Source organism: Actinoplanes sp. NPDC049598 (assembly GCF_040675435.1).
Lineage (GTDB): Bacteria > Actinomycetota > Actinomycetes > Mycobacteriales > Micromonosporaceae > Actinoplanes.
Map to the genome: position 1 here is coordinate 56,765 of NZ_JBFAOX010000012.1, position 26,533 is coordinate 83,297.

Genomic DNA, 26,533 nt, shown 5'->3' on the forward strand with positions numbered 1-26,533 from the left:
TCACCACGCCCGACGAACGAAGCGCCGGACCGCGAAGGTCCGGCGCTTCGGCGTTTTCTCAGTAGCGGAACTTGTGCTGCGCGCTGCGGCGGTTGACCCAGGCCGGCAGGTCGTCCACGTGCTCCCGGTGCGGGAGGCGCTCGCTCGCGGTGTGGCCTTCCGTGACATCGCGCATGGTGACCACGAAACCCTGGACCAGGCGGTCCTCGCGGAGGTCGCGGTACGTGGCCTCGACCAGCAACTGGCTGTCGTCGGGGCGGCGCAGCGCGCAGAAGATCGTGCCGTCGCCGCCGGTGGTGAACGCGCGGCGGATCTGGCCCCGGTCGTCCCGGTCGGCCAGGTCGGCGAAGGTCGACAGCGGGGACAGCTCCTCGTCGCCCAGCAGGTCGTGCAGGGCCGGGCTGGCGTAGCGGATCCGCTGATCCTCGTCGAGCACCAGCATCAGGTCGGCCGTGTTGCGGATCACAGCGCGCAGGTAAAGGTCGCTGTCGCGGCGGCCGACCGCCTCGACCAGGCTGATCCGGTCGAGGGCCAGGGCGGCCTGGCCGGCCAGCACCTCCAGGGCGTCGCGGGCTGCGACCAGGGCGTCCCGGCGACCGGTGAGCACCAGGGCGCCTCCGCTGGGCCGGGCCACAGCCAGCGGCTCGAGCCAGAGCGGGCAGATCAGGGTGGCCTCCTCGGCCGGCGACTCGTCCGACCACCAGCTGCGCGGGCGGCGGCCGGTCGGCGCGGGCGGGAGCGCCTCCAGGGCCATTTGACGGTCATCGGTGGCGAAGACCACCCGGCGCACCGTCTGCTCGGCCAGCAGGACGGTCACCGCGGAGCGGACCGCCTCGTCCACGGCGGGCATGTCCGCCGCGGCCACCAGGTCGGCGCTCGCGCCGCGCAGGCCGCGCTCCCGCGCCAGGGCCCGGCTGTTCAGGGTCACCGCGTCGGCCAGGCGGGTGATGGTCAGGGTGAGGGTGATCACGCCGGCCACCGCGATCGGCACCGCGTCCTCCACCGGCCCGGTCAGCGCCTCGATGAGCAGGACCAGCGGCGGGGTCGCGACCGAGAGGACCAGCAGCGCCGCCCAGTGTCCGCGCCAGGCCGGCGGGCGCGGGGTCTCGGGCATGGTCAGCCGGGCCATCGACGGGTGCAGCGCGGCCAGCCCCCACGCCACGTACAGCACGCGGTAGCCGGTCTCGGCCGCCGTGCCTGGCGCCAGCGGGTAGGCGATGTCACCGGCCAGCATGCCGACGGCCCCCAGGAGCAGCAGGAAGGCGGCCCCGTTGCGGCCGGTGGCCAGGTTGAGGCGCACGGCCACGCCGACCAGCAGGATCGAGCCGATCACGTCGGCCCCCGAGATGCCGCCGAGCTCGGCCATGCCGCCGACCACGAAGACCCAGAGGATCAGCAGGCTGGCGCACGCGAACGCGAGCAGGTCGATCAACCGGGCCCGGTCGTCGATCACCGAGCCGCCGCCGGTGAACTTCAGCAGCGCCCCCGCGACCAGTACGTACATCGCGAGATAGAAGGCGTCCGCGACGCCGTGGTCACGCAGAGCGAAGAAGACATCGCCGGTGGCCAGCATCGCGACAGCGGCGGCGAGCAGCAGCCACGGCCCCTTTCTGGCCGGCCGGCGCCACCACACTCCGCAAATGATCGCTATACAGCTGGCAGATCCCAGAAGAATCCACTCGATCGCCCTCGACACGCCCTACTTAGTACCAGGGCGGTAGCTGTCTGTCCATGTTGCCTTATACGCTACGCAACTGCGTACCGAAAACGGTCGTCATCACCCAGAGTGATTAAATCGGCGACCGAAATTTCCGGCCACGCACCGAAAATCGGACGTCAATCGAACACTTCCGCGATCACGCGCAGCTTTCCGGCGCCACCCTGCGCGGTCGCCGCCGTCCACTTGCCGTCCGGCGCGTGCCACTCGAGATCGGCGAAACGTACCCGTTCGAGACCGGTCGCGGAGGCATGGGCGACGAGCCAGTGGGCATAGCGCCAGCCCGCGCTGGCGTCGGTGACGGCCACGGTCAGCCCGGCCACCGGGCCGGCCGTGGCCGACTCGGTCAGGCCCTTGCCCCAGTCGAGGCGCAGGCCCTCCATCAGCGCGGCCGAGGCAGCGGCCCCGCGCAGCACCGGCGACCCGCTCACCGAGCACTCGACGGCGCCGGTGGCCCGGCCGGTCAGCGCCTTGGCCAGCACCGCCGACTCGTCGGCCCACTTCTCGTACGCGTTGGGGTAGGCCGAGCGCTGCACCTTCTGCGCGGCATCGGTGACCCGCATCTTCTGGTAGCCCTTGACCTTCTTGAGCGCCGTGTAGAACCTGTCCGCCGCGTACCTCGGGTCCTTGATCTTCTCGATCGTGCCCCAGCCCTGGCTCGGGCGCTGCTGGAAGAGGCCGACCGAGTCGCGGTCGCCGGTGTCGAGGTTCTCCAGCTTCGACTCCTGCAGCGCGGTGGCCAGCGCGATCACCACCGCCCGCTCGGGCATGCCCTTGCGCACGCCGACCGCGGTGATCGTCGCGGCGTTGGCCATCTGCACGTAGTCGAGCGTGACCTCGCCGTCGGCCCGCACGGTGCACTCCGGGCCGATCTGGGGCAGCTTGAGGCCGCCGGAGAACGAGCGGACGGCGACGAACACGCCCAGCGCGCCGACGAGCGTGACCAGCGCCAGCGCCGCCACGACGGGGGTCTTGCGCACCAACACCTCCGGCAAGTCAGTCAGGCAACAAGAGTAGTCAACGAGATCACCTTGTCTGCGTGACTGGGACCCAGGAGGCGTCGCGCTTCTCCCGGAACGCGGCCACGCCCTCCCGGCCCTCGGCCGACCGGAAATATCCGGCCGAGCGCTGTGAGAGCTCGGCCAGCTCCTCGCGGACGCCGGCCTCGGGCGTACGGCGGAGCAGCTGCTTGGCCCCCGCCAGGGCGAGGGGACCGCCCCGGACGAGGCTGTCGCAGTACCGCGTGATCGAGGCGTCGAGATCCACCGCCGGCACGGCCGCGGTGACCAGGCCGATCTCCGCCGCCCGGGCCCCGTCGAAGACATCCCCGGTGAGATAGAGCTCGGCCGCCGCGCGCGGGGCCAGCCGAGGCAGCACGGTCGCGCTGATCACAGCGGGGATCACGCCGAGCCGTACCTCCGAGAAGGCGAAACTCGCCTCGGTGGTGCAGACGGCGATGTCGGCCGCGGCGATCAGGCCGAGCCCGCCCGCGCGGGCCGGCCCGCCGACGCGCGCGACCACCGGCTTGGGGAACTCCCAGAGCGCGGCCAGGACGTCGGCCAGCAACTCGGCCGGGACCCGGCCGCTCGCGCGGGCCTCGGCCGTCTCCTTGAGATCGGCCCCCGAGCAGAAGACCGGGCCGGCGTGGGAGAGCACGACGACCCGGACCGAGGCGTCGGTCAGGGCGTCGGCCAGCGCGTCGAGCAGCTCGCGCATGAGCGGGGTGGAAAGAGCGTTGCGGTTCGCCGGGCTGTCCAGGGTCATGGTGGTCACCCCGGCGTCGGTGACGGTACGGACCAGAGCCATGGCGGCACCCTAACGGGAGGCGTGCACACTTGACGGATGGCAGGCGCACTTCCCGACGGCTCACCCGTCCCCGCGGACGGGTCGCTCCCCGCATCCGCGACTTCCGCCGTCGGCCGGAACGGCTTCGCCGTCTATGTCCACGTGCCGTTCTGCGCGTCTCGCTGCGGCTACTGCGACTTCAACACCTACACCGCGTCCGAGCTGGGCGGCGGGGCCAGCCGGGACACGTACGCCTCGACCGTCCTGCGGGAGCTGCGCCTGGCGCAAGGCGTGATAAGTCCGGGAAAAGTGGACACGGTGTTCTTCGGTGGCGGGACGCCGACGCTGCTGAGCGCGGATGACCTCGGGCGGATTCTCGCCGGGATCGACGACGCGTGGGGGCTGGCGCCGGATGCCGAGATCACCACGGAGGCCAATCCGGAATCCGTGGACCTGTCGTATCTGAGGACGCTGCGCGGACACGGCTTCAACCGGATCTCGCTCGGCATGCAGTCGGCGTCGCCCACGGTGCTGCGGATCCTCGACCGCAGGCACACCGCGGGGCGCGCGCCGCAGGCCGCCATCGAGGCCCGCGAGGCCGGCTTCGAGCACGTCAACCTCGACCTCATCTACGGCACGCCGGGCGAGACGGCCGACGACTTCGCGGCGTCACTGCGGGCGGTCGTCGACGCGGGAGTGGACCACGTCAGCGCGTACAGCCTGATCGTGGAGGACGGCACCCGGATGGCGGCGCGGATGCGGCGCGGCGAGATCCCGTTCCCGTCGGACGACGTCGCGGCGGATCGCTATCTGGCCGCCGAAGAGGCGCTGACCGGGGCCGGCTTCGAGTGGTACGAGGTCTCGAACTGGGCCACCTCGGCCGAGGCGCGCTGCCGGCACAACCTGCTCTACTGGACCGGAGCCGACTGGTGGGGGCTCGGCCCGGGCGCGCACAGCCACGTCGGCGGGGTGCGCTGGTGGAACGTCAAGCACCCGTCCGCGTACGCGTCGCGCCTGTCGGAGGGCCTCTCACCCGGTCACGGCCGGGAGCTGCTCACCGACGAGGACCGGCACGTGGAGGACGTGATGCTCCGGGTGCGGCTGCGGGAGGGCATCGCCCTCGACCGGGTCGACCAGGTGGGCGCGAAGCAGGCGCTGGCCAACGGGCTGCTCGACGCTTCCTCGTACGAGCGGGGCCGACTGGAACTGACGCTGCGCGGCCGCCTCCTGGCCGACGCGGTCATCCGCGACGTGGTCTGAACAGCCGGGCCCCCGTGCCCGGCCCCATCACTTGATGAGATTCAGCGACATCGGGTAGTTGTACGGCTCGTTGTTGCCGGCCTTCACGCCGGCGATGATGCCGAAGATGATGGCGATCAGCGCGGCTGCCGCGATGATGATGAAGCCGATGCCCAGGCAGGACGTGACCCAGCCGATCAGCGTCACGATCGACCAGGTGATCTGGAAGTTCAGCGCCTTGACCGACTCGGCCCGGACCACCGGGGACTGGTTGCCCTTGGCCAGCAGCGCGATCAGCGGGGCGATCCAGCCGGCGAGGCCGCCGCCCAGGAAGGCCGCCGCGGCGCCGCCGAAGTGGGCCACGAGGATCCAGGTGCGGTCGTCCTGCGTGGGGCCGTAGCCGCCATAACCTTTGTCGTATCCCGGCGGGGGCGGCGGGTAGCCGGGCGGGGGGCCGTAGCCGGGAGGCGGTGAGCCGGGCGGCGGGCCGTAGCCGGGAGGCGGGGAGCTGGGCGGCGGGCCGTAGCCGGGAGGCGGGGAGCTCGGCGGGGGGCCGTAGCCGGACGGGGGGTTGTACGGCGGGGGTGTCGATCCCGAAGTCGGGTCGTTAGGGGCATAAGGGTTGAACGGCCTGGTGGGGTCATTCGGGGTGGGCTCACCAGGCGGGCGAGGCGGTTCAGTCATGGCTGACACGGTAGAGCCGCACCTCAATGGGGTCGAGGCGACATGCTGATCTTGTGGATGAACAGACGAGTCCGCTCGATCATCGCGTTGCCGTCCGCGGCGACGTAGACTGGCACTCGGTCTGCCGGAGTGCCAAATTTGTGGGGGAGGGGTCATATGAGTCTCGATGACCGCAAGCTCGAGGTGCTTCGGGCGATCGTCGAGGACTACGTCGAGACGCAGGAACCCGTCGGGAGCAAGGCGCTGGTCGAGCGCCACCAGCTCGGCGTCTCCCCGGCCACCGTGCGCAACGACATGGCGGTGCTCGAGGAGGAGGGCTACATCCGGCAGCCCCACACCAGCGCCGGCCGTGTGCCCACCGACGCCGGCTACCGGCTGTTCGTCGACCGCCTGTCCAAGGTCAAGGCGCTGAGCCCGGCCGAGCGGCGGGCCATCGAGCGGTTCCTGATCGGCGCGGTCGACCTGGACGACGTCGTGCACCGCACGGTGCGGCTGCTCGCCCAGCTCACCCGCCAGGTCGCCGTCGTGCAGTACCCGTCGCTGGCCCGCTCCTCGGTGCGCCACCTCGAGCTGGTGCCGATCTCCACCACGCGCCTCATGCTGGTGATGATCGCCGACACCGGCCGCGTCGAGCAGCGCCTGGTCGAGCTGCCCGGGCCGGTCCCGGCCGACGACGTCACCGACCTGCGCCGCCGCGTCAACGAGAAACTCGCCGGCAAACGGCTGGCCGACACCCCGCCGCTGGTGCAGGGGCTCGTCGACGACTGCGCGCCGGAGAGCCGGGCCACCATGGCCTGCCTCGCCTCGGTGCTCCTCGAGACCCTGGTCGAGCGCAGTGAGGAACGCCTCGCCTTGGCCGGCACCGCTAACCTGACAAGGGGTGGCGTGCTGGACTTCCAAGGCACGCTGCGACCTGTCCTCGAGGCCCTCGAGGAAGAGGTCATCCTGCTGAAACTGATCGGCGACCTGGAGCCGAGCACCACGCGGGTCCGGATCGGTGACGAGAACGAGATCGACAACCTCCGGTCGGCGTCCGTGGTCAGCACCGGTTACGGCCCCGGGGCGACGATCGTCGGTGGGCTCGGTGTGCTCGGCCCCACCCGGATGGACTACCCCGGCACCATCGCGACCGTGCGCGCGGTGGCACGCTACGTGGGCGACCTTCTAGCACAAAACTGACGAGGATTGCGGAGCCCGTGGCCAAGGACTACTACGGCATTCTCGGCGTGAGCCGGGAAGCCACCGACGACGAGATCAAGCGCGCCTACCGCAAACTGGCTCGGCAATATCACCCGGACGTCAACCCGGACCCGGAAGCGCACGAGAAGTTCAAGGACATCAACGCGGCGTACGAGGTCCTCTCCGACGACCAGAAGCGGCAGATCGTCGACCTGGGCGGCGACCCCCTCGCGCCCGGCGGCGGCATGGGCCCCGGTGGTCCCGGCGGGGCCGGTGGCCCGTTCGTCGGCTTCCAGGACATCATGGACGCCTTCTTCGGCACGGCCGCGGGAGGCGGCGCCCGGGGCCCGCGCCCGCGCACCCGGCCCGGCGCCGACGCGATCCTGCGGCTCGAGCTCGACCTGGTCGAGACCGCCTTCGGCGTCGAAGCGCCGATCACGGTCGACACCGCGGTGCTGTGCACCCAGTGCTCCGGGGCGGGCACGGCGCCGGGCACCCACCTGGCGACCTGTGAGACGTGCGCCGGCCGCGGCGAGGTGCAGAGCGTCCAGCGCACCTTCCTCGGCCAGGTGGTCTCCTCCCGCCCCTGCGCCACCTGCCAGGGCCACGGCACGGTCATCCCGCACCCCTGCCCGACCTGCGCCGGCGACGGCCGCGTCCGCACCCGCCGCTCGCTGACCGTGAAGATCCCGGCCGGCGTCGAGGACGGCATGCGGATCCGCCTGGCCCAGCAAGGGGAGGTCGGTCCCGGCGGAGGAACCCCCGGCGACCTGTACGTGGAGATTCACGAACGCCCGCACGACGTGTACAGCCGCAAGGGCGACGACCTGCACTGCCGGGTCACCCTGCCGATGACGGCGGCCGCGCTCGGCACCCGCCTGACCATCAAGACCCTCGACAGCGAAGAGGGCATCGAGGTCAAGCAGGGCACCCAGCCGGCGAGCACGCTGCGCATCCGCGGCAAGGGCGTGCCCCACCTGCGGGGCCAGGGCCGGGGCGACTTGTTCGTGCACCTCGACGTCAAGACCCCGACGAAGCTCACCGCCGACCAGGAGCGCATGCTCCGTGACTTCGCCAAGACCCGCGGCGAGGACGTGGCCGAGCTGAGCAAGCAGGGCGGCTTCTTCAGCCGCATGCGAGACGCTTTCAACGGCCACTGAGCCACCGCCTGTAGTCGCCTCACTCGGCCGGGCCTACCCGCAGGCCCGGCCGTTCGTGGGCGCCGGCCGTTCGTAGGTGCCGGCCGTTCGTGAGGCCGACCGTTCGTGAGGGCCGACCGTTCGTGGGCCCCGGCCGTTCGTGGGGCAGCCGTTCGTGGGGCAGCCGTTCGTGGGGCAGCCGTTCGTGGGGCGGCCGTTCGTGGGGCGGCCGTTCGTGGGGGCGGCTTCGCGCGTGCCCCTCGGGGTGGGGCGGCCGTTCGTGGGGCGGCCGTTCGTGGGGGCGGCTTCGCGCGTGCCCCTCGGGGTGGCGCCGCCGAAACTGCGGTCAGCCGTCGAGGCGGCCGCGGGCCCGCTCGATGAGCAGGGGAAGCAGCTCGGCCCGCCAGGTGTCGAGGTGCACAGCACCGCTGGAGACCCCGCCGTGAGCGAACTCCTCCCGAACGACCCACGGACTCGTCTCCGCGGCGAGATCGACACTGACCAGCCGATCGAACTCGGCATAGAGCAGCCGCTCGACCTCACCGGCCGAGGGCGGCAAGTAGGTCGTGGCCAGCCGCTCGGCCATCGCCCGCCACACCCAGGGGTCACCACGGAGCCCCCACCGCGGCGGCTCGGGATCGAAGAGCTCGGACACCACCTTCATGAAATTCACTCATACCCGCCGATGAGCCGGGTCATGCCCGGGTTTGCGCAGTCTGGAACCGCGCCGGTCGGCGCCCGCTCGTGGCGGCCGGCGATGGCCCGCGCCGGCCCCTCCGGCCTGCGTCGGCCCCTCACGGCCTGCGTCGGCCCCTCCCGGCCTGCGTCGGCCCCTCCCGGCCTGCGTCGGCCCCTCCCGGCCTGCGTCGGCCCCTCCCGGCCCTCGGCCCCCAGCCCCCGGCCCCCGGCCCTTAGCCCTCGGTCCTCCCGGCCCGCGTCGGCTGGCGTTGGCTCAGGCGGTGATCGCCGGGACGGCGGCGAGGCGGGCGTAGTCGGCGCTGATGTTGGCGGCGGTGCGCAGCAGGTGGGGCAGGTGCTTCTCGACGAGCGTCTCCACCGTCGTCTCGGCGGCGTGCACGGTCACGTTGATCGCCGCGATCACCTGCCCGTTGCCGTCCCGCACACCCGTGGCGACGGACCTTATCCCGGGTGCCAGATCCTGGTCGGCCAGCGCCCAGCCCCGGGCCCGCACCTCCAGCAGCGCGGTCATGAAGGCGTCCATGGTCGGCCGGTACTTGGCCACGATCCCGGACCGGGACTCCTCGGCGAGGATCGCGGGCACGTACTTGGGCTCCTTTGCGGCCAGGAGCACCTTGCCCATCGACGTCGCCGGGGCGGGGAACCTCGTCCCGATCGAGACCGCCAGCGTCACGATCTTGGGCACCGCCACCCGGGCCACGTAGACGATGTCGCTGCCGTCGAGCTGGGCCATCGAGGTCGACTCACCGGTGAGCCCGACGAGCTCCTCCATGTGCGGGCGAGCCACTTCCCAGAGGTTCAGCGAGTTCACGTACGCCATGCCCAACTCGAGGACGCGCGGGGTCAGGGCGAAGCCGCGACCCTCGCTGCGCGCGTAGCCGAGCGCCTCGAGAGTGAGCAGCATGCGCCGCACGGTGGGCCGGGCCAGGCCGGTCTCGGCCGCGATGTCGCTCAGGGTCATCGACGGCCGGCCCGGGCGGAAGGAGCGCAGGACGTCGAGGCCGCGCGCCAGGGCCTCGATGAAGTCGGGCCCCGTGCCCCTCCCGGTGTCGGTCATCTCCTAATGCTTCCACTGCGCCGAACCGGCGTCCCACTCGGTGTACTGGTACGGGTTCTCGCGGATCGCGGTCTCCGGCACGTCGGGATTCATCCCGCGCCGCCAAGCCTCCTCGCCCATCGTCTCGCGGAGGTAGTCGACGGTCGCCTCGACCTTGGCCCGGGCCGCGGCCAGGTCGACGCCGACGAGCCGGCCGTCCTGCTTGACGACCTTGCCGCCGACCAGCACGGTGTGCACGTCACCGCGCTGGGCCTGGAACGCGACGTGCCCGTACGGGTGGAGGACCGGGAACATCACGGGTGACGCGTCGTTCTTGATCAGCACGATGTCGGCCTGCCGGCCCGGGGTGAGCGCGCCGAGCTGCGAATCCAGGCCGAGGGCACGGGCGCCGCCGCGGGTCGCCCAGTCGACGACGTGCTCGGCCCGCAGGTGGGCGTGGGTCACCGTCTCCTGCTTGGAGTGGGCCTCGAGGTGCTCGCGGGATCGGTCGGCGCCGAGGGTGGTGCGCATCGCCGAGAACAGGTCGCCGCTCCACCAGACGCTGGTGTCCATCGACAGGGAGACCGGGATGTCGTGGTGGCGCAGCTGGAAGGTGGGCGGGTAGCCCTGGCCGGCGCTCTGCTCGCTCTCGGTGGAGACCGAGACCGAGCCGCCGGTGGCGGCGATCCGGTTGTACGAGTCGTGGGTGAGCGTGGCGGCGTGCACATACACGTTGCTCGGGCCCATGAAGCCGTTCTCGTGCATGAGCCGGATGCCGTCGTCGTTGGTGGCGCCCCAGACACCGGCATGCGTGGTCACGGCCACGCCGAGCTCACGCGCGACCTCGAACGCCGCCTTCTCCGGGAAGGCCGGGTCGCCGGTGACGTCGAAGGCCATCTGGAAGCCGGCGAGCTTGCCGCCGTCGATCCGGCGGCGGTAGAAGTCGCGGAACGCGTCGGAGGTCGCCCACTCCCACGGGCCCTGCTGGATGTTGCCGTAGGCCAGGACGAACCGGCCCGGCACCGCCTCGAGCGCGTCGACCGCGGCGTCGGCATGGTCGGCGCTCTGCAGACCGTGGGACCAGTCGACTGTGGTGGTGACGCCGGCGTCGATCGCCTCGATCGCGGCCAGCAGGTTGCCGGCATGGATGTCCTCGGGACGGAAGAGCTTGCCGGACTCGAGGTAATACCAGACGAAGTACTGCGTGAGGGTCCAGTCGGCGCCGTAGCCGCGCATGGCGGTCTGCCACATGTGCCGATGGGTGTCGATCATGCCCGGCATGATCACGCCGCCGGAAGCGTCGATCTCCAGGGCGCCCTCGGGCGCGGTGAGGTCTGGACCGACCTCGGCTATGCGGCCGTCGACCACGAGCACGTCGGCGCCGGGAAGAACAGTGTGTGAGTCGTCCATCGTCAGAACCAGGCCGTTGCGGAGGATCACCGGCCGACTGTCAGCGCTCATCGGAACCTTCTCTCGGACGCTCGTCCGCCATGCGGACATCGAGTTCGCGTCAGTCTTCTCCCGGCCTCTTCGCGGTGTCAATGGTTTGTTTCTGGCAGATCAACAAGGCGTTGACAGGGTGCAGATCTTGGTCAAGGGTGGTTGGGCGGACAGATGTCCGCAGGACGGCGGTTGGGATCGATGGGACCTTTGAACGGCTTGCTGGTGGCGGACTTCTCACGAATCCTCGCCGGGCCTTACGCGACGATGCTGCTGGCCGACCTGGGCGCGCAGGTGATCAAAGTGGAGGGTCCGGGCGGCGACGACACGCGTACGTGGATGCCGCCCACGCGCGACGACGTCTCCACGTACTACCTGGGGATCAACCGCAACAAGCGCTCGATCGCGCTCGACCTCAAAAACCCGGACGACCTGGCCGCCGCGCGCGAGCTGGCCCGCCGGGCCGATGTGCTGATCCAGAATTTCCGCCCCGGCGGCCTGGCCCGCTTCGGCCTTGATTACGAGTCCGTGTCCGCGGCCAACCCGGCGATCGTCTACGCGAGCATCAGCGGCTTCGGCCCGGGTGCCGGGGCCGACCTGCCGGGGTACGACTTGATGATCCAGGCCATCTCGGGCCTGATGAGCCTGACCGGCGACCCCGAGGGGCCGGCCTACCGCGCCGGCATCTCGGTCTTCGACGTGATGGCCGGCATGCACGCCAACATCGGCATTCTCTCCGCTCTGCATCACCGCGGTGAGAGCGGGCGCGGTCAGCACGTCGAGGTCAACCTGCTCAGCTCGGCCCTCTCCGGCCTGGTCAACCACTCCAGCGGCTACGTGGCCGGCGGCACGGTGCCGTACCGGATGGGCAACGCGCACCCCAGCCTGTTCCCGTACGAGCCGTTGCCCACCGCCGACGGCGAGCTCATCGTCATCGCCGGCAACGACGGGCAGTTCCGCAAGCTGTGCCAGGTGCTCGGCCTGCCCGACCTGCCGTCCGACCCGCGCTTCGGGCGCAACCAGGACCGTACGGCGCACCGGGCCGAGCTGCGGCCGCTGCTCGTGGAGCGGCTGACGACCCGGACCAAGGACGAGTGGTTCCGCGACCTGATCGCGGCCGGCGTGCCCTGCGCCCCGATCAACACGATCGACGGCGGCGTGGCGATGGCCGAGGAGCTCGGGCTCGACCCGGTCGTCACCGTCGGCGGCGTGCCCGGCGTCCGCAACCCCATCACCTTCTCCGGCACCCCGGCGCGGTACGAGTTGCCGCCGCCCGGACTGGACCAACACGGCGAGGAGATCCGCAAGTGGCTGAGGAGCTGAGCTTTCCTACGGGCATCGGCACGTCCACGCCGACGAGCATCTCGCTGCTCGGCCAGGATCTGGCCGCCGACCTGATGGGCAAGGTCGGCTTCGGCGAGCTGGCCTACTGGCTGGTCGCCGGGCGCCGGCCCACTCCCGGCGAGGTGCGGGTCTTCGAGGCGGTGCTCGTGGCGCTGGCCGATCACGGCTTCACCCCGACCGCGATCGCGGCCCGTCTCACGTACCTCTCGGCGCCGGAGGCCCTGCAGGGCGCCCTCGCCGCCGGGCTTCTCGGCGGCGGCTCGCGCTTCCTCGGCGTGACCGAGGATTGCGGCCGCTTCCTGGCCGAGACCCTGATCGCCGCCGGGACGGAGCGCGACTACGACGCCATCGCGCTGGAGGCGGTGCGCAAGGCCAAGGAGCAGGGGCGGTTCGTCCCCGGCCTCGGCCATCCGGTGCACAAGGAGCAAGACCCGAGGACCCCGGTGCTGATCGGCATCGCGGAGCAGGAGGGGCTGCGCGGGCCGCACCTGCGGCTGTTCGAGGCCATCGGGCGCGTCCATCCGCAGGTGCTCGGTCGCAAGCTGCCGCTCAACGGGGCCGGGGTGTGCGGCGCGGCGCTGGCCGACCTCGGGCTCCCCACCGACCTGCTGCGGGGCTTCGCCCTGCTGGCCCGGGCGGCCGGTCTGCTCGGGCACCTCGCCGAGGAGCGCCGCCGGCCGCTCGGCATGGAGATCTACAAAACCGTCGACCGTAACGCCGTCTACGAGCCCCGAGAGGACTGACTATGGCCAGCATCGTCGCGGTCATCGCCTCCACCCACCATCCCTTCTACTACCGGGCCAGCACGGCGACGGGCGAGGACCGGCCGCCCTTCGCCGACGAGTGGACCCGCAAGATCCTGGCGTTCCGCGAGACGCTCACCCGGGCCAACCCGGACGTGCTGGTGATGGTCGGCTCCGACCACTTCCACCAGCTCTGGCTCGACAACATGCCGCAGTTCCTGGTCGGCAAGGCGCCGTTCTACGACGCCAACTGGTACAACGAGGAGCGCGAGTTCGGCCTGCCCAAGATGCTGCTCAAGGGCCAGGAGGACCTCTCGGCCCACGTGCTGCGGGCCGGTCTCGACGCCGGCTTCGACCTGGCGTTCAGCAACGAGCTGCGGATCGACCACAGCATCACCTGCCCGATCATCACGCTGCGGCCCGAGGCCGACCTGCCGATCGTGCCGATCTACACCAACATCTTCGCGCCGCCGCTGCCCCAGCCGAAAAGGTTCGTGCAACTCGGCGCCGCGATCCGGGAGATCGTGGAGTCGTGGCCGTCGCACCTGCGGGTGGCGATCATCGGCACCGGTCACCTGTCGCTCGAGCTGGGCGGGCCGCGGCAGTTCGGGCCGCACGGGCCCGACCCGGAGTTCGATCAGCGGGCCGTCGAGTGGATCGCCACCGGCGACCTCGACAACTGCCTGCGGGAGGTGACGCTGGACAGCCTGCACTCGCCCGGCAACGCCACCCATGGCTTCATGGATTTCATGCTGATGATGGGCGTGGCCGGGGCGGGGGCGAAAGCCGACCACGTCGACACGCTCGACCTGTTCCACACGATGGAGGCCTACTTCACCTGGTATCCGAACGGGGCCCCGGCATGACCGACTGCACCGGAGCGAGCGGAGCGGGTGGAGGGCCAGGAGGGCATGCCAAAGGAGGCTCAGCATGAGCAAGTACCTGCTGAACAAGTTCCTGTACACGGTGGACCGTGACCCGGAGCTGGTGGAGCGCTACCGGGAGGAGCCACGCGAGTTGGTCACGTGGTGGGAGCAGGAGCGCGCCAATTCGGTGCTCAACTGCCACACCGGTGAGGCGAGCACGTGGCTGCGCTTCGAGGACGCCGAGCGGGAGGCGTTGATCGCGCACGACCACGTGCGGCTCTTCGAGCTCGGTGCGCATCCCTTCCTCACGCTGACGCTGTTCATTGCGATGTTCGAGCGCGACAACACCGAACCGCTGGAATATCAGAAAGCGTTCGGGATGCGGCTGGCTCACTTCGCGATGCCGTACCCGGACATCGCGACATGATCCGCGCGGCCGTGCTGACCGTGTGCGGGTCACCGCCCGCGCCGTCGGAGCGGCCCGCGCCGGCGCCCGGCGACGGCCTCGTGCCGATCACGGTGTCGGCCGCGCCGATCACACCGCTCGACCTGCTCTGCGCCTCGGGCACGAGCTACTTCGGAACGCCGGCGACCCCGTACGTGCCGGGGGTGCAGGGCGTGGGGCATCGCGTTGACGGCACGCCGGTGTGGTTCGCGACGCCGGCCGGCATGCGCCCGGGCGACGGCAGCATGGCGTCTGAGGTCGCGGTGCCGGCGGACGACGTCGTGGCGCTGCCCGCGGGCGCGCCCCAGCCGTTGATCGCGGCGCTCGGGCTGTCGGCGGTGGCGGCGCACTCGGCGCTGACCCGCTCCGGTGGGCTGGCCGCGGGCGAGCAGGTCGTCGTGCTGGGAGCCGGGGGAGTGGTGGGGCAGGCGGCGGTGCAGCTCGCGCTCCTGTCCGGCGCCCGGCGAGTGATCGCGGTGGCCCGCTCGGCCGCCGCGCGGACCCGGGCCGAGGAGCTGGGCGCGGCGGCGACCGTGTCGTTCACGCCGGGCGACCGTGTCTCCACAGTGGCCTCCGCGCTGCGGGAGGCGGCGGACGGGCCGGTCGATCTGGTGCTCGATCCCGTCTTCGGGGTGCCGGCCGCGGCCGCGCTGCGGGTGCTGCGTCCCGGCGGCCGGCTGGTCAACCTGGGCAGCGCGGCCGGGGCCGAGGCGCCGATCGAATCGGCGGTGCTGCGGAGCGGGTCGTTGCGGGTCATCGGCTACACCAACAACGCGCTGTCGGTCGAGGAGCGGGCCGAGTCGCTGCGCACGATCGCCGGCCACGCGGCGGGCGGGCGCCTGGTGGTCGATCACGAGGTGGTGCCGTTCGAGTCGGTCGCCGAGGCGTGGCAGCGGCAGGCGAAAGGGGAGGCGAGAGGGCGGATGGTGCTGGCCTTTTGAGATCTCCGCATATCGATCGCTGCTTGCGGGAACTCCGGTGGGGCGGCCGTTGCCGTCCGCTTCTCTCCGGATCTTCCGGCGCTGATGGCTCGCCGCTTCACGGCGGCCCTCGATCCCCGTCTCCCGGATCCCGAGCAGGGTGAGGTGCCGCCACGTCTTACCCGGCTTCGGTCCGGGAGGCGGTTGCGCGCTTCCCGCCGTCGGCGGCGCCCGGGTGCCCAGGGTGCCGGGTCCGTGGGTCCGTGGATCGCGGTGCGCCGGGGTATGGCGCCGGTGTCTGTTGCCGGTTACGCGGGCTTGATGGTCGGGGCGGCTGGGTGTGTGGGGCGGGTGTCTGCTGCCGGTTACGCCGGTTTGATGGTCGGGGCGGCTGGGTGTGTGGGGCGGGTGTCTGCTGCCGGTTACGCCGGTTCGATGGTCAGGGCGGCCAGGTGGGTGGGGTCGGCGATGGCGGTCATGGTGGTGATGCGGTTGTTGCCGAAGGTGAGCATGACGGCGATTCGGGTCTTGCCGTGCGGGGCTACGGCGATGCCTACGGCACCGTCGATCAGGGCGGTGATGGCTGCGGTGGCGCGGCCGGAGAAGAACTGGGCGACCAGGGTGGAGCCCTGGACGGTGGCGGGGGCGCCGAACTGGCGGGCGGTGTCGTCGACGCGGAGGCGGACGTCGGGGTCCAGCAGGCTCAGGAGGGTGACGAAGTCGCCGGAGCGGGAAGCGGCCAGGAAAGCGTCCACGAGGTCGCGTTTTGCGAGCGAGTCGGTCGCGAGCTCGAGCCGGGCCTGCTCGGTGGCGGGGAGGGTCTGGGACTGGATGCGGCGGCGGGCTCTGCTGGCGAGTTGGCGGGCGGCATCGGGAGAGCGGCCGACCACGGGGGCGATCTCGTCGAAGGGGACGGCGAAGAGGTCGTGCAGGACGAAGGCCAGGCGCTCCACGGGGGACAGGGTCTCCAGGACGACCATGAGGGCCAGGCCCACCGAGTCGGCCAGGACGGTTTGCTGTTCCGGGTCGGCCGCGGGGGCCGGGAGGTCCGACTCGTAGGTGTCCTCGCGGCGGGTGGCCCGCGAGCGGAGCATGTCGAGGCAGACGCGGCCGACGACGGTGGTCAGCCAGGCGTCCAGGTTGTCGATCTTGTCGGTGCCGGTGCGGTCGAGGCGCAGCCAGGCCTCCTGGACGGCGTCGTCGGCCTCGGTCGTCGAACCGAGCATGCGGTGGGCCACGGCCCGCAGCCGGGGCCGGTTCGCCTCGAAGCGCTCGTGCACGTCCATCTGCTGTGCCTCCCGGTCGACCGTCTCACGACGGCCGGTCGCATTCCCGTGTGGTCGGCGTCACATCGGTCACGCCGAGACGGTCCCATCCGTCGACCTGCCGACGGATGAAAGAGCGCGGATGTGACGCGTTCCCAGAAACCGGAGGTCATCATGCAGGCGAGGATCGAGAACCCGGCGGAGCTGCTCCCGGATGCGGTGAAGGCGATCAACCTGTTGTACAAGGCGGCGCACTCGGCGGGCGTGCCGGCCGGCACGTTGGAGCTGGTGCATCTGCGGGCGAGCCAGATCAACGGCTGTGGGCCGTGCGTCGACTCGGGGGCGCGGGCGGCGCGTAAGAACGGTGAGACGGACGAGCGGCTCTTCGCGGTCGCCGTATGGCGCGAGACGCCGTACTTCACCGAGGCCGAACGGGCGGCGCTCGCGCTGGCCGAAGCGGCGACGCGGCTGGCCGACCGGGCCGACGCGGTGCCGGACGACATCTGGAACGAGGCCGCGAGGCACTTCGACGACAGTGGACTCGCCGCGATCGTGCTGTGGATCGCCACCACCAACTTCTTCAACCGGATCAACGTGACGACCCGGCAGCAGGCCCCGCAGAACTGGTGAGGCGATCGGCCGTTCGGCCGTGGAGGCGGGGGCGGTTACGGGACTAGCATGCCGTCATGACGGGGAGCGATGTGCCCCGCGGGGTTCGGGTGATCACCCTGCTGGCCTGGCTGATGGTGCCGGCCGGGGTGCTGCTGGTGTGCGCGGGCATTCTCGATCTGACCTGGTGGGGGTCGGCTGACGCGGCTCGGCTGACCTCGGTCATGGCGGCCATCAAGGACGAGTACGGGGTGAACGAGCCGGCGCTGATCCGCCGGGGCGACGGTGCGGTCACTCTGATCGTGCTCGGGGTGGTCGGGATGGCGTACGGCCTGCTGGCCCCGATGATCCGCCGGGGGCGGCGGTGGGCGCGGAGCTGGGCCCTGGGGGTGGGGTTCGCGTTCTTCCTGGTCGTGCTGATGGGGATCGGGGCGGATGCGAGCCAGCCGAGTTACTTGAAGGACTACTACGAGACGCTGACCTGGACCACGCAGACCGAGCGGATCGCCGAGGTCAAGGCGCTGGTCTATCCGGCTGGGTACGCGTGGTTCGAGGACTTCGCGCAGGGGCTGGCGGCGGCGGCCGCGCTGGCCGTCGTCGTTGGACTGTCGTGGGCGGCCGTGGCGCACGCCGATTACTTCGTGGGCTTCCGCATCGGCAAGGCCGGCGCGGCCGGGACGAGCGGCGAACCCGACGAATGGGACGCGGCTCTGGCCCGCATCCGCAGCAGCGGCGGCATCGACGCGGTCCACCACGACCGGGCCGGCGGCTCGATCGGACGCAACTCGACGGCTGGGCCTCGGCCCGGAGCGGGCGTCGGCGGCTCGACGGCGAGGAGCGGGCCCGGAGCGGACGGTGGGGGCGGCTCGACGGCTGGAAGTCGAGGGGGAGCGGTCGGCGCGGGTGACGTATCCGATGTCGACGAGGAGATCAGCCGGCTCTATCGGCGGCCGTCTCGCGAGGGCATGGGCGGGAACGTGCGGGAAGGCGACCGATCGCCGGGTCCGAGCGGGGCGGCCGGCGGGGGTGGCGCCTCCGGGCTCGACGATGAGATCGATCGGCTCTATCGGCGGCCGCCGAGGAGTGACCGGGACTGAGCGGCGGGGTGGGGTGCCGGTTCGGTAGCGTGCGGGGGTGTCTGCGCCGCTCTTCCTGGTCGAGGCCCTGCCGGTCGGGGCCGTCTGTACGCTCGACGGGCCCGAAGGGCATCATGCTGCGACCGTGCAGCGGCTGCGCGTGGGGGAAGCGCTGATCCTGGCCGACGGGCGGGGCGGCAGCGTTACCGGGCGGGTCACCGCGGTTGGTAAGGGCAGCGTCGACCTTGAGATCACCGGGCGGGAACAGGTGGCCGCGCCGGATCCGCGGCTCGTGGTGGTGCAGGGGATCGCCAAGGGGGATCGCGGGGAGCTCGCCGTGCAGGCGATGACCGAGATCGGCGTGGACGAGATCGTGCCGTGGGCGGCGTCGCGTTCGGTGGCGCAGTGGCGGGGAGACCGGGGCTACAAGTCGCGGGACCGCTGGGCGTCGACCGCCCGGGAGGCGGCCAAGCAGGCCCGGCGCGCGTGGCTGCCCGAGGTCGGCGGCGACCCCGACTGCTCGACCAAGCAGGTTGCCGCCCGTCTGTCCGAGGCTGCCGCGGCGTTTGTCCTGCATGAGGAGGCCACCGAGCGTCTCACCACGGCCGACCTGCCGCCGGCCGGCGAGATCGTCCTGGTGGTCGGCCCGGAAGGTGGCATCAGCGACGCCGAACGCGACACCTTTGTGCAGGCCGGCGCCACCGCCGTCCGCCTCGGTCGCGAGGTGCTGCGCACCTCGACGGCCGGCGTCGCCGCGCTCTCCGTGCTCTCCGCCCGCCTCGACCGCTGGTGAGAGGTACGCCCGTCGGGCGCTCGAGGTGAGAAGTACGCCCGTCAGGCGTGTTTGGTCAAGGAGCGGCGGCGCTCCAGGCCCGGCAGCGTGATGTGGGGGTCGAGGCCGGCGCCGGTGGAGACCTGGTGGGAGATCCGGGCGCCCAGGCGGCGGATCAGGAGGCGGCGCAGGCCGCGGGCGCGGATCTCGCCGCTGAAGGGGGCGCCGGGGCGGCGGAGCAGGCGGCTCTGGCGGGTCAGCGAGGGCTCGATGTCGGCGAACGGCACGTGCAGGGCCATCGTCGACGGGGAGCCCAGGTAGGCGAACGGGGCCGAGTTGGCCATGGGGACGAACGGGACGCCGAGCAGCGCCAGGTTGCGATGGGCGCGGTGGTCCAGCAGCGCGACCAGGTGGCGTACGCCCGCCCGATGCCCCGCCTTGAGGAACGTGCGGTAGAGCAGCGAGCTGACCGCCAGCCCGGACTTGCCGCCCCGGTAGGCGGGCAGCACCCCGACGGTCGCGAAGTCCCAGATCTTGCCGTCGTGCATGCCGTGCGTGGCCACGATCTCCGACAGGTCCTGGCCGATCAGGTCGGGCGCCTCGTCGAGGGTCTTACCGCCGCCGTCGATCACCCGGCCGGCGCCCGCGGGCATCCCGGTGCGGCGGTCGAGGACCAGGAAGAACAGGCTGTTCTGCTCGTACGGGCCGTATTCGGCGGCCATCTCGTCGGCGTCGTTGCCGAACGACTGCTCGAACACCTGCCGTTCGACCGTGCGGGCCACGGCCGCCATCGGGTCGTGCGGGCCGACGGCCAGGGCCACGAACCGGCCGGCCGACGGGTGCGCGTCGAGGGCGGCCGCGGTGAGCAGGGCGACGTCGGAGGCGGGGAGCGAGTACGTCATCAGAACCCCTTGGCGACGATCTCGGTGGTCCGGAAGTACTCGGCGGTGAACTCGACGACCTTGTCCGGGTCGAACGCCTTGCAGGTGTAGATGTCGACGCTGAAGAACGACACCGGCCGCTCCCACGAGTAGAAGTGGGCGCCCGAGGTCTCCCAGTGGATCCAGCCGGCCCAGCCGTACAGGTCGCTGCAGTGCGTCACCGGTTCGATCAGCGTGACCATGTCGGTCACCACGGAGAGCCGGGACAGGTAGTCCTTGATGTGCTCGGCGGTGATCACATACGTCGGGTAACCCTCCACGACCAGTCGCTGACGGTGAATCATCGGGGCGAGGTCACGGTACGTGGTGTCGGAGGTGACGGCGGGGAGCGACATCGGGAGCGTTCCTAACGGCTGAATCGGGCTTACCAGGCGTCTCCCACTATAGGCGGAAATTACGGAGAGTTAAAGCGGCTCTCATCACACAGAGTCACAAGAGCGCGAAACGAGCCGGTTAGGTTAGCCTTCCGTCATGGTTCTGACGCGCGCTGCAACTTCCGCGCGCCCGGACACCCGCCGCGCTCCCGGGTTGGTGATCGCGCTCGCGGTGCTGGCCCTGGTCTGCGTGCTGAGCGTGGCGATCGGCACCCGCACGATCCCGCTGGGCACGGTCTGGGACGCCTTCGCGCACAACACCGGCACCGACGACCAGACGATCGTTCGGGACCTGCGCGTCCCCCGGACCCTGCTCGGCCTGCTCACCGGCATCGCCTTCGCGCTCTCGGGCGCGGTCATCCAGGCCGTCACCCGCAATCCGCTGGCCGACACGCAGATCCTCGGTGTCAACTCCGGCGCCTCGCTGCTGATGGTGTGCGCGGTCGGCTTCCTCGGCCTGACCGAGGTGAGCGGGTACCTCTGGTTCGGCTTCGCCGGGGTGGCGGCCGCCCTGGTCCTGGTCTACCTGCTCGGCTCGGCCGGCCGTGGCGGCGCCACCCCGGTCCGGCTCACCCTGGCCGGGGTCGCGCTGGGCGCCGTGCTCGACGGCGTCTCGGCCGGCATCCGGCTGGTCCGGCCGCGGGCCTTCGACTACCTACGGTTCTGGGACGCCGGCTCGATCGCCGGGCGGCCACTGGGCGTGGTCGTGACCATCCTGCCGTTCGTGCTGGCCGGCACGATCCTCGCCGTTCTGGTGGCCAAGCAGCTCAACGCGGTCGCGCTCGGCGACGACCTGGCCCGCACGCTCGGTGCCAACATCACCCGGACCCGGCTGCTCGCCGTGCTCTCCGTGATGCTGCTGGCGGGCACGGCGACCGCGGCGGCCGGCCCGATCGGCTTCGTCGGCCTGATGATCCCGCACCTCGTGCGCGGTTTCGCCGGCCCCGACCAGCGCTGGATCTTCGCCTACACGATCGTCTGCGGGCCGATCCTCATGCTGCTGGCCGACATCGCCGGCCGTCTCGTCATCCGGCCCGGTGAGCTGCCGGTCGGCCTGGTCACCGCGTTCGTGGGCGCCCCGGTCTTGATCTGGTGGATCCGGCGGGCCAAGGTCGGTACCCGATGAAAGTGGATCACAAAAAAGCTGTGGATCACGAAGAATGAGCCTCGAGTTCGGCCGGCGCACGATCGTGCTGCGCCCGGTCACCCGCGTGCCGGTCCGCCCGCTCGTCGTCGGCGCCGTCCTGGTGCTGGCCGCCCTGGCGACCGCGATGCTCGCCCTGTCGACCGGGGAGTTCACCGTTCCCCCGGGTGAGGTGATCAAGGCGCTGACCGGCTCCGGCGAGGGGGCGTACCGCCTGGTGGTGGTCGAATGGCGGCTGCCGCGGGTGCTGCTGGCGCTGATCGTCGGGGCCGCGCTGGGGGTGGCGGGGGCGATCTTCCAGGCGCTCACCCGGAACCCGCTGGGCAGCCCGGACGTGATCGGCTTCAGCACCGGCGCCTTCACCGGGGTGCTGATCGCCACGGTCACCGTCGGCGCCGGGTACGCCGCCACCGTCGGCGGGGCCCTGATCGGCGGGCTGGCCACGGCGGCCGGGGTCTACCTGCTGGCGTACCGCCAAGGGGTCCAGGGTTTTCGGTTGATCATCGTGGGGATCGCGGTCAGCGCCGTGCTCGTCTCGGTCAACCAGTGGTTCATCATGAAGGTCAAGCTGCAGGTGGCCGTGTCGGCGGCGATCTGGGGCCAGGGCACGCTGAACGGGCTCGGCTGGAACAGCGTCGGCCCGGTCGCCGGTGTCGTGGGGGCGCTGGTCCTCGCGCTGGTCGCGCTCGGCCCGCGACTGTCGCTTCTGGAGATGGGCGAGGACGCGGCGGCGGCCTTGGGCGTACGCGTCGAAGCGAGCCGCCTCGCCTATCTGATCATCGGCGTCGGCCTGACCGCGGCCACCACCGCCGTGGCCGGGCCCATCTCGTTCGTGGCGCTGGCCGCGCCGCAGCTGGCGCAGCGGCTCACCGGCACGCCCGGCATCTCGCAGACCGGCGCCGCGGCCATGGGCGCCCTGCTGCTGATCGTCAGCGACTGGCTGGCCCAGCACGCGTTCGCGCCGACCCAGTTGCCGGTGGGCGTGGTGACCGTGGCCGTGGGTGGCACCTACTTCGTCTGGTTGCTGCTGAAACAGGGGAGAAGGCAGTGAGTCTCGCGGCACGCGACGTCACGGTCGGATACGACCGGAAGACGATCAGCGAGCATCTGAGCCTGGACGTGCCCGAGGGCCGGTTCACGGCGATCATCGGGCCCAACGCGTGCGGGAAGTCGACGCTGCTGCGCGCGCTCTCCCGGCTGCTCAAGCCGCGCGACGGGACCGTCCTGCTGGACGGGGCGGACATTCACACCAAGCCGGCCAAGCAGGTCGCCCGCCGGCTCGGGCTGCTGCCGCAGACCTCGATCGCGCCCGACGGCATCACCGTGGCCGACCTGGTCGCCCGGGGCCGCTTTCCGCATCAGACGCTGATCCGGCAGTGGACGGCGGCCGACGAGCGGGCGGTGGCCGGGGCGATGGCCGCGACCGGGGTGAGCGAGCTCTCCGGCGAACCGGTCGACACGCTCTCGGGTGGTCAGCGGCAACGCGTCTGGGTGGCCATGGTGCTGGCCCAGCAGACGCCGATCGTGCTGCTCGACGAGCCGACCACCTTCCTCGACATCGCGCATCAGATCGAGCTGCTCGAGCTGTGCGTGCGCCTCAACCGTGAGCAGGGCACGACGATGGTCGCCGTGCTGCACGACCTGAACCAGGCCGCCCGGTACGCCCAGCACGTGGTCGTGATGAAGGACGGGCGGATCGTGGCCCAGGGCGAGCCGGGTGACGTGATCACCGCCGAGCTCGTCGAGGACGTCTTCGGGCTGCCGTGCCGGATCATCCTCGATCCGGAGGCGGGCAGCCCGCTGGTCATCGCCAAGCAGAGACAGCCGTGAACATCCTGTGGCGGGCGCTCCGCCGTAACCGGGGCAAGGTCTCACTGGGCACCTTTCTCATCGGCGTGCACCAGGCCTGCGAGACGATGGTGCCGATCCTCATCGGCGTCATCGTCGACCGGGCCGTGGCCACCCGTGACCTCGGGCAGCTGGTGCTCTGGGTGGGTGTGCTGGCGGTGCTCTTCCTGGCGCTGACCACGGCCTACCGGACCGGGGCGCGGCTGCTCATGCGCGCGATCGCCGACGAGGCGCACCTGCTGCGCCTCGAGGTGGCGGCCAAGGTCCTCGACCCGCGCACCGAGGTGCGCACCGGTGACGTGCTGACGATCTCCACGACCGACGCCGACACCACCTCCTATCTGCTCGATTACCTCCCGCGCCTGTTCGGGGCGCTGGTGGCCACGACCATCGCCGCGGTCGGGCTCTGCCTCATCTCCGTACGCCTGGGGTTGGTTGTACTCATAGGGACACCGCTGGTGCTGCTGGCGTTGCAAAGAGCGGCCCCCCGAATTACCAGGCGGGTGGCGGCGAGGCAGGAAGTGGCCGGCCGGGCCGCATCTCTGGCGACAGATCTGGTGACCGGGCTGCGGCCGCTGCGGGGGATCGGGGCCCAGGAGGCGGCGGCGCACCGCTACCGCGAGGTGAGCCGGGAGTCGCTCGAGGCGACGCTGCGGGCGGCGCGGACCATGGGGCGCTTCCAGGCCGCCTCGTCCACCGTGAGCACGCTGCTGGCCTGCGGCATCGCGATCCTGGCGGGCTGGTTCGCGCTGAGCGGGCGGATCACCCCGGGTGAGCTGGTGACGGTGATCGGCCTGGCCGCGTTCCTGGGCGAGCCGTTCGGAACGCTGTCGGCCGCGCCCGGCTGGATCGCCTCGTCGCGCGCCTCGGCCGAGCGGATCGCGGCGGTCCTCGGCGTCACCCCGCAGGCCCCGCCTCCGGCGGACAACCCCATTCCGGCTGTACGGGGTGGGGAATGCGTGGGCGTGGTCGCGGAATCCGACGCGGCGGCCCTGGTCGAGCTCTTCGACGACGGTTCGCCGGATGTGCTGGTCGCCCCGCATCATCCGGAGCTGTTCTCCGGCACGATCCGTGACAACCTCATAAACCCCGAAAAATCAGATCTGCCGGGCGTGTTAAGTGCCTCGGCGGCCGACGACGTGGTCGCGGCCCATCCGGACGGGCTGGATCACGCGATCTCGGATCGGGGCGCGGCGTTGAGCGGCGGGCAGCGGCAGCGGCTGGCGCTGGCCCGGGCGTTGCTGGCTTCGCCCAAGCTGCTGGTGTTGCACGAGCCGACCACGGCCGTGGACGCGGTGACCGAGCACGCCATCGCCCGGGGGATCCGCGATCTGCGGCACGGCCCGGGCTCGACTTTGGGCACGCTGCTGGTCACGACCAGCCCGGCGCTGCTGGCAGTCACCGACCGGGTGGTCGTCCTGCGTGACGGCGAGGTCGTGGCCACGGGGACGCACGCGTCGCTCGCGGCGACCGACGAGACCTACCGCGCGGCGGTGCTGCGATGAGTGAGCTTTCGCTGCCGGTGGCGTCTCCTCGGCAGACGTGGAACTGGTTGTGCCGGCAGCTGCGGGAGCGCAAAGGGGAGCTGGCGATCACCTTTGCCGTCGGGCTGGCGGCGGCGGGGGCGTCGGTGATTCCGGTGACCGCGCTGGGGCGGCTCGTCGATCTTGTCCGGGATGACGCGTCGCACACCAGTCTGCTGCCTATTGCGATTCTTGTCGTGGTGGCGGCGCTGGTCGGGGGCTTGGCGGCGGGGGCCACCACGACCCTGGTGAGCCGGCTCGGGGAGCGGATCCTGGCCCGGCTGCGGGAGGAGACGGTCGGAGTCGCGCTGCGGTTGCCGGGGCCGACGCTGGACCGGGCGGGGCGGGGGGATCTGCTCTCGCGGGTGGGGGCGGACGTGGCTGCCGTCGGCAACGCGGCCGGGGAGGTGCTGCCGACGGTCATCTCGGCGCTGCTGCTCGGGGTGCTCAGCGTGGCGGCGATGTTCGGGCTGGACTGGCGGCTCGGGGTGGCGGGGCTGGCGGCTGTGCCGTCCTATCTGCTGGCGCTGCGGTGGTATCTGCCGCGGTCGGCGCCCATCTACGCGGCCGAGCGGTCGGCCATCGGGGCGCGGACGCAGCTGCTCATGGAGAGCCTGCAGGGGGTGCGCACCGTGCACGCGTACCGCCTGGAGCGCCGCCACCTGAACGCCATCGACGGGGCCTCGGCCCGGGCCCGTGACCTGTCGGTCGGGGTGTTCACGCTGTTCACCCGGTTCGTGGGGCGGATCAACCGGGCCGAGCTGCTCGGGCTGGCCACGATCCTGGTCGCCGGGTTCTGGTTCGTCAGCGCGGGGTGGGTCACCGTGGGCGAGACGGCGGCCGCGGCCGTGCTGTTCCACCGGCTGTTCAACCCGATCTCGATGATCCTGTTCACCTTCGACGAGATCCAGGCGGCCGGGGCCGGGCTGGCCCGCCTGGTCGGCGTGGGCACGGTGCCGGTCGCCCCGGCGGGCACGGCGCCGCTGCGTACGGCCGAATTAACCTTGGAGAACGTGACGTTCGGGTATGACGAGCGGGTCAAGGTGCTCGACGGCATCAGCCTGCGGGTCGCCCCGGGGGAGCGGGTCGCGCTGGTCGGTTCCACCGGCGCCGGCAAGACCACGGTCGCCTCGATCGCGGCCGGCATCCTGCGGCCGTCCGAGGGCACGGCGTCGGTCGGCGGGGTGCCGGTCGACCAGCTCGCACCCGGCCTGGTGGCGATCATCAGCCAGGAGACCCACGTCTTCGCCGGCCCGCTGATCGAGGATCTGCGGCTGGCCGCCCCACACGCGAACCGGGACGAGTGCGAGGCCGCGCTGGAGCGGGTCGGCGCCCTCGACTGGGCCCGGGCCCTGCCCGAGGGCCTGGACACGGTGGTCGGCGAGGGCGGGCATCCGCTGACCGCGGCCCAGGGCCAGCAGCTCGCCCTGGCCCGGCTGGTGCTGCTCGACCCCGCGGTGGCCGTGCTCGACGAGGCCACGGCCGAGGCCGGCAGCGCCGGGGCGCGCGAGCTGGAGGAGTCGGCCTTGTGCGCGACGAAGGGGCGTACGACCCTGTTGGTCGCCCACCGTCTCACCCAGGCCGCCGGGGCCGACCGGATCATCGTGCTGGAGCACGGCTCGGTGCTGGAGGAGGGCACCCACGACGCCCTGGTCGCCGCCGGCGGGCGGTACGCCACGTTGTGGTCGGCCTGGCAGAGCCGCGGCTGATTCGCTCAATCCGTGGGCCGGTCCGCCGATGAGGGG

General features: G+C 71.7%; 26 protein-coding genes. 16 read left to right on the forward strand and 10 right to left on the reverse strand.

Annotated elements, in window-relative coordinates; all coding sequences use genetic code 11:
* Window positions 1–58: 58 nt before the first annotated feature.
* From AB0J66_RS26475 to AB0J66_RS26485, 3 genes are all read right to left on the reverse strand, one after another.
* Complete coding sequence (locus tag AB0J66_RS26475; protein WP_364665738.1) at window positions 59–1,633, reverse strand: PAS domain S-box protein; 1,575 nt, start codon at window positions 1,631–1,633, stop codon at window positions 59–61.
* A gap of 203 nt (window positions 1,634–1,836) precedes the next feature.
* Window positions 1,837–2,703, reverse strand: coding sequence for a hypothetical protein (locus tag AB0J66_RS26480; protein WP_364666361.1), 867 nt, complete (start codon window positions 2,701–2,703; stop codon window positions 1,837–1,839).
* A 40-nt stretch (window positions 2,704–2,743) separates the two neighbouring features.
* Window positions 2,744–3,523 carry an enoyl-CoA hydratase-related protein gene (locus AB0J66_RS26485; protein WP_364665741.1) on the reverse strand — a complete coding sequence of 260 codons (780 nt, stop codon included), beginning with the start codon at window positions 3,521–3,523 and terminating at the stop codon, window positions 2,744–2,746.
* A gap of 36 nt (window positions 3,524–3,559) precedes the next feature.
* On the opposite strand from AB0J66_RS26485, the gene hemW reads away from it, so the two are divergent.
* Window positions 3,560–4,762, forward strand: coding sequence for a radical SAM family heme chaperone HemW (hemW, locus tag AB0J66_RS26490; protein ID WP_364665744.1), 1,203 nt, complete (start codon window positions 3,560–3,562; stop codon window positions 4,760–4,762).
* Window positions 4,763–4,789: 27 nt separating this feature from the next.
* Here the strand turns inward: hemW and AB0J66_RS26495 are convergent, their stop codons facing one another.
* Entirely contained in the window at window positions 4,790–5,425 is a 636-nt protein-coding gene (locus tag AB0J66_RS26495; protein ID WP_364665747.1) for a DUF4870 domain-containing protein, read from the reverse strand.
* A gap of 156 nt (window positions 5,426–5,581) precedes the next feature.
* Here AB0J66_RS26495 and hrcA point away from each other — a divergent pair, with 156 nt between their 5' ends.
* Both hrcA and dnaJ read left to right on the forward strand, forming a co-directional pair.
* Window positions 5,582–6,604, forward strand: a complete 1,023-nt coding sequence (hrcA, locus tag AB0J66_RS26500; RefSeq protein ID WP_364665750.1) for a heat-inducible transcriptional repressor HrcA — start codon at window positions 5,582–5,584, stop codon at window positions 6,602–6,604.
* Window positions 6,605–6,621: 17 nt separating this feature from the next.
* A complete protein-coding gene (gene dnaJ / locus AB0J66_RS26505; RefSeq protein WP_364665752.1) occupies window positions 6,622–7,764 on the forward strand; it encodes a molecular chaperone DnaJ in 1,143 nt (380 codons plus the stop codon).
* Window positions 7,765–8,089: 325 nt separating this feature from the next.
* Here dnaJ and AB0J66_RS26510 read toward each other — a convergent pair whose 3' ends face one another.
* The 3 genes from AB0J66_RS26510 to AB0J66_RS26520 form a co-directional block, all read right to left on the reverse strand.
* Complete coding sequence (locus AB0J66_RS26510; RefSeq protein WP_364665755.1) at window positions 8,090–8,407, reverse strand: hypothetical protein; 318 nt, start codon at window positions 8,405–8,407, stop codon at window positions 8,090–8,092.
* Between the two features lie 288 nt (window positions 8,408–8,695).
* Window positions 8,696–9,499 carry an IclR family transcriptional regulator C-terminal domain-containing protein gene (locus AB0J66_RS26515; RefSeq protein WP_364665758.1) on the reverse strand — a complete coding sequence of 268 codons (804 nt, stop codon included), beginning with the start codon at window positions 9,497–9,499 and terminating at the stop codon, window positions 8,696–8,698.
* Window positions 9,500–9,502: 3 nt separating this feature from the next.
* Window positions 9,503–10,939, reverse strand: coding sequence for an amidohydrolase family protein (locus AB0J66_RS26520; protein ID WP_364665761.1), 1,437 nt, complete (start codon window positions 10,937–10,939; stop codon window positions 9,503–9,505).
* A gap of 180 nt (window positions 10,940–11,119) precedes the next feature.
* Between AB0J66_RS26520 and AB0J66_RS26525 the strand changes: the two genes are divergently transcribed.
* The 5 genes from AB0J66_RS26525 to AB0J66_RS26545 all read left to right on the forward strand — a co-directional run bounded on the left by AB0J66_RS26525 (window position 11,120) and on the right by AB0J66_RS26545 (window position 15,257).
* The gene (locus AB0J66_RS26525) at window positions 11,120–12,241 is read left to right on the forward strand and encodes a CaiB/BaiF CoA-transferase family protein (protein ID WP_364665763.1); all 1,122 of its coding nucleotides are present in this window, start codon (window positions 11,120–11,122) and stop codon (window positions 12,239–12,241) included.
* A complete protein-coding gene (locus tag AB0J66_RS26530; protein ID WP_364665766.1) occupies window positions 12,226–13,005 on the forward strand; it encodes a citryl-CoA lyase in 780 nt (259 codons plus the stop codon). The genes AB0J66_RS26525 and AB0J66_RS26530 overlap by 16 nt, the downstream gene beginning before the upstream one ends.
* Before the next feature lie 2 nt (window positions 13,006–13,007).
* The gene (locus AB0J66_RS26535; RefSeq protein ID WP_364665769.1) at window positions 13,008–13,871 is read left to right on the forward strand and encodes an extradiol ring-cleavage dioxygenase; all 864 of its coding nucleotides are present in this window, start codon (window positions 13,008–13,010) and stop codon (window positions 13,869–13,871) included.
* 64 nt (window positions 13,872–13,935) lie between these two features.
* A complete protein-coding gene (locus AB0J66_RS26540) occupies window positions 13,936–14,298 on the forward strand; it encodes a hypothetical protein (protein WP_364665772.1) in 363 nt (120 codons plus the stop codon).
* Entirely contained in the window at window positions 14,295–15,257 is a 963-nt protein-coding gene (locus AB0J66_RS26545) for a zinc-binding alcohol dehydrogenase family protein (RefSeq protein WP_364665775.1), read from the forward strand. The genes AB0J66_RS26540 and AB0J66_RS26545 overlap by 4 nt, the downstream gene beginning before the upstream one ends.
* A gap of 401 nt (window positions 15,258–15,658) precedes the next feature.
* On the opposite strand, the gene AB0J66_RS26550 is transcribed toward AB0J66_RS26545, so the two are convergent.
* Window positions 15,659–16,522 (reverse strand): sigma-70 family RNA polymerase sigma factor, encoded by an 864-nt coding sequence (locus AB0J66_RS26550; RefSeq protein ID WP_364665777.1) that lies wholly within the window; start codon window positions 16,520–16,522, stop codon window positions 15,659–15,661.
* A 153-nt stretch (window positions 16,523–16,675) separates the two neighbouring features.
* Between AB0J66_RS26550 and AB0J66_RS26555 the strand changes: the two genes are divergently transcribed.
* Genes AB0J66_RS26555 through AB0J66_RS26565 form a run of 3 tightly spaced genes read left to right on the forward strand, consistent with a single transcriptional unit; the run spans window position 16,676 to window position 18,979 of the window.
* Window positions 16,676–17,131, forward strand: a complete 456-nt coding sequence (locus tag AB0J66_RS26555) for a carboxymuconolactone decarboxylase family protein (protein WP_364666363.1) — start codon at window positions 16,676–16,678, stop codon at window positions 17,129–17,131.
* 56 nt (window positions 17,132–17,187) lie between these two features.
* Complete coding sequence (locus AB0J66_RS26560; protein ID WP_364665779.1) at window positions 17,188–18,207, forward strand: hypothetical protein; 1,020 nt, start codon at window positions 17,188–17,190, stop codon at window positions 18,205–18,207.
* A gap of 37 nt (window positions 18,208–18,244) precedes the next feature.
* A complete protein-coding gene (locus AB0J66_RS26565; RefSeq protein WP_364665781.1) occupies window positions 18,245–18,979 on the forward strand; it encodes a 16S rRNA (uracil(1498)-N(3))-methyltransferase in 735 nt (244 codons plus the stop codon).
* A gap of 41 nt (window positions 18,980–19,020) precedes the next feature.
* Here the strand turns inward: AB0J66_RS26565 and AB0J66_RS26570 are convergent, their stop codons facing one another.
* Both AB0J66_RS26570 and AB0J66_RS26575 read right to left on the reverse strand, forming a co-directional pair.
* Window positions 19,021–19,860: a hypothetical protein gene (locus tag AB0J66_RS26570; protein ID WP_364665784.1), complete on the reverse strand. Its 840-nt coding sequence runs from the start codon at window positions 19,858–19,860 to the stop codon at window positions 19,021–19,023.
* Window positions 19,860–20,234, reverse strand: a complete 375-nt coding sequence (locus AB0J66_RS26575) for an S-adenosylmethionine decarboxylase (protein ID WP_364665787.1) — start codon at window positions 20,232–20,234, stop codon at window positions 19,860–19,862. The genes AB0J66_RS26570 and AB0J66_RS26575 overlap by 1 nt, the downstream gene beginning before the upstream one ends.
* Before the next feature lie 136 nt (window positions 20,235–20,370).
* Here AB0J66_RS26575 and AB0J66_RS26580 point away from each other — a divergent pair, with 136 nt between their 5' ends.
* From AB0J66_RS26580 to AB0J66_RS26600, 5 genes are read left to right on the forward strand one after another with little or no spacing between them, the layout of a single operon-like run.
* Complete coding sequence (locus AB0J66_RS26580; protein ID WP_364665790.1) at window positions 20,371–21,399, forward strand: iron chelate uptake ABC transporter family permease subunit; 1,029 nt, start codon at window positions 20,371–20,373, stop codon at window positions 21,397–21,399.
* A gap of 34 nt (window positions 21,400–21,433) precedes the next feature.
* Window positions 21,434–22,468, forward strand: a complete 1,035-nt coding sequence (locus AB0J66_RS26585; protein WP_364665793.1) for an iron chelate uptake ABC transporter family permease subunit — start codon at window positions 21,434–21,436, stop codon at window positions 22,466–22,468.
* Window positions 22,465–23,247, forward strand: a complete 783-nt coding sequence (locus AB0J66_RS26590; protein ID WP_364665796.1) for an ABC transporter ATP-binding protein — start codon at window positions 22,465–22,467, stop codon at window positions 23,245–23,247. The genes AB0J66_RS26585 and AB0J66_RS26590 overlap by 4 nt, the downstream gene beginning before the upstream one ends.
* A complete protein-coding gene (locus tag AB0J66_RS26595; RefSeq protein WP_364665798.1) occupies window positions 23,244–24,770 on the forward strand; it encodes an ABC transporter ATP-binding protein in 1,527 nt (508 codons plus the stop codon). The genes AB0J66_RS26590 and AB0J66_RS26595 overlap by 4 nt, the downstream gene beginning before the upstream one ends.
* Window positions 24,767–26,497, forward strand: coding sequence for an ABC transporter ATP-binding protein (locus tag AB0J66_RS26600; RefSeq protein ID WP_364665801.1), 1,731 nt, complete (start codon window positions 24,767–24,769; stop codon window positions 26,495–26,497). Before AB0J66_RS26595 ends, AB0J66_RS26600 begins: the two co-directional genes overlap by 4 nt.
* Window positions 26,498–26,533: the final 36 nt, after the last annotated feature.

What these genes read in the sequence shown, in the direction of transcription:
- AB0J66_RS26485 (WP_364665741.1), bottom strand. Translation starts at nt 3,523, where the DNA reads ATGGCTCTGGTCCGTACCGTCACCGACGCCGGGGTGACCACCATGACC.
- hemW (WP_364665744.1), top strand. Translation starts at nt 3,560, where the DNA reads ATGGCAGGCGCACTTCCCGACGGCTCACCCGTCCCCGCGGACGGGTCG.
- AB0J66_RS26495 (WP_364665747.1), bottom strand. Translation starts at nt 5,425, where the DNA reads ATGACTGAACCGCCTCGCCCGCCTGGTGAGCCCACCCCGAATGACCCC.
- hrcA (WP_364665750.1), top strand. Translation starts at nt 5,582, where the DNA reads ATGAGTCTCGATGACCGCAAGCTCGAGGTGCTTCGGGCGATCGTCGAG.
- AB0J66_RS26510 (WP_364665755.1), bottom strand. Translation starts at nt 8,407, where the DNA reads ATGAAGGTGGTGTCCGAGCTCTTCGATCCCGAGCCGCCGCGGTGGGGG.
- AB0J66_RS26515 (WP_364665758.1), bottom strand. Translation starts at nt 9,499, where the DNA reads ATGACCGACACCGGGAGGGGCACGGGGCCCGACTTCATCGAGGCCCTG.
- AB0J66_RS26520 (WP_364665761.1), bottom strand. Translation starts at nt 10,939, where the DNA reads ATGAGCGCTGACAGTCGGCCGGTGATCCTCCGCAACGGCCTGGTTCTG.
- AB0J66_RS26525 (WP_364665763.1), top strand. Translation starts at nt 11,120, where the DNA reads ATGGGACCTTTGAACGGCTTGCTGGTGGCGGACTTCTCACGAATCCTC.
- AB0J66_RS26535 (WP_364665769.1), top strand. Translation starts at nt 13,008, where the DNA reads ATGGCCAGCATCGTCGCGGTCATCGCCTCCACCCACCATCCCTTCTAC.
- AB0J66_RS26540 (WP_364665772.1), top strand. Translation starts at nt 13,936, where the DNA reads ATGAGCAAGTACCTGCTGAACAAGTTCCTGTACACGGTGGACCGTGAC.
- AB0J66_RS26545 (WP_364665775.1), top strand. Translation starts at nt 14,295, where the DNA reads ATGATCCGCGCGGCCGTGCTGACCGTGTGCGGGTCACCGCCCGCGCCG.
- AB0J66_RS26550 (WP_364665777.1), bottom strand. Translation starts at nt 16,522, where the DNA reads ATGGACGTGCACGAGCGCTTCGAGGCGAACCGGCCCCGGCTGCGGGCC.
- AB0J66_RS26555 (WP_364666363.1), top strand. Translation starts at nt 16,676, where the DNA reads ATGCAGGCGAGGATCGAGAACCCGGCGGAGCTGCTCCCGGATGCGGTG.
- AB0J66_RS26560 (WP_364665779.1), top strand. Translation starts at nt 17,188, where the DNA reads ATGACGGGGAGCGATGTGCCCCGCGGGGTTCGGGTGATCACCCTGCTG.
- AB0J66_RS26570 (WP_364665784.1), bottom strand. Translation starts at nt 19,860, where the DNA reads ATGACGTACTCGCTCCCCGCCTCCGACGTCGCCCTGCTCACCGCGGCC.
- AB0J66_RS26575 (WP_364665787.1), bottom strand. Translation starts at nt 20,234, where the DNA reads ATGTCGCTCCCCGCCGTCACCTCCGACACCACGTACCGTGACCTCGCC.
- AB0J66_RS26580 (WP_364665790.1), top strand. Translation starts at nt 20,371, where the DNA reads ATGGTTCTGACGCGCGCTGCAACTTCCGCGCGCCCGGACACCCGCCGC.
- AB0J66_RS26585 (WP_364665793.1), top strand. Translation starts at nt 21,434, where the DNA reads ATGAGCCTCGAGTTCGGCCGGCGCACGATCGTGCTGCGCCCGGTCACC.
- AB0J66_RS26600 (WP_364665801.1), top strand. Translation starts at nt 24,767, where the DNA reads ATGAGTGAGCTTTCGCTGCCGGTGGCGTCTCCTCGGCAGACGTGGAAC.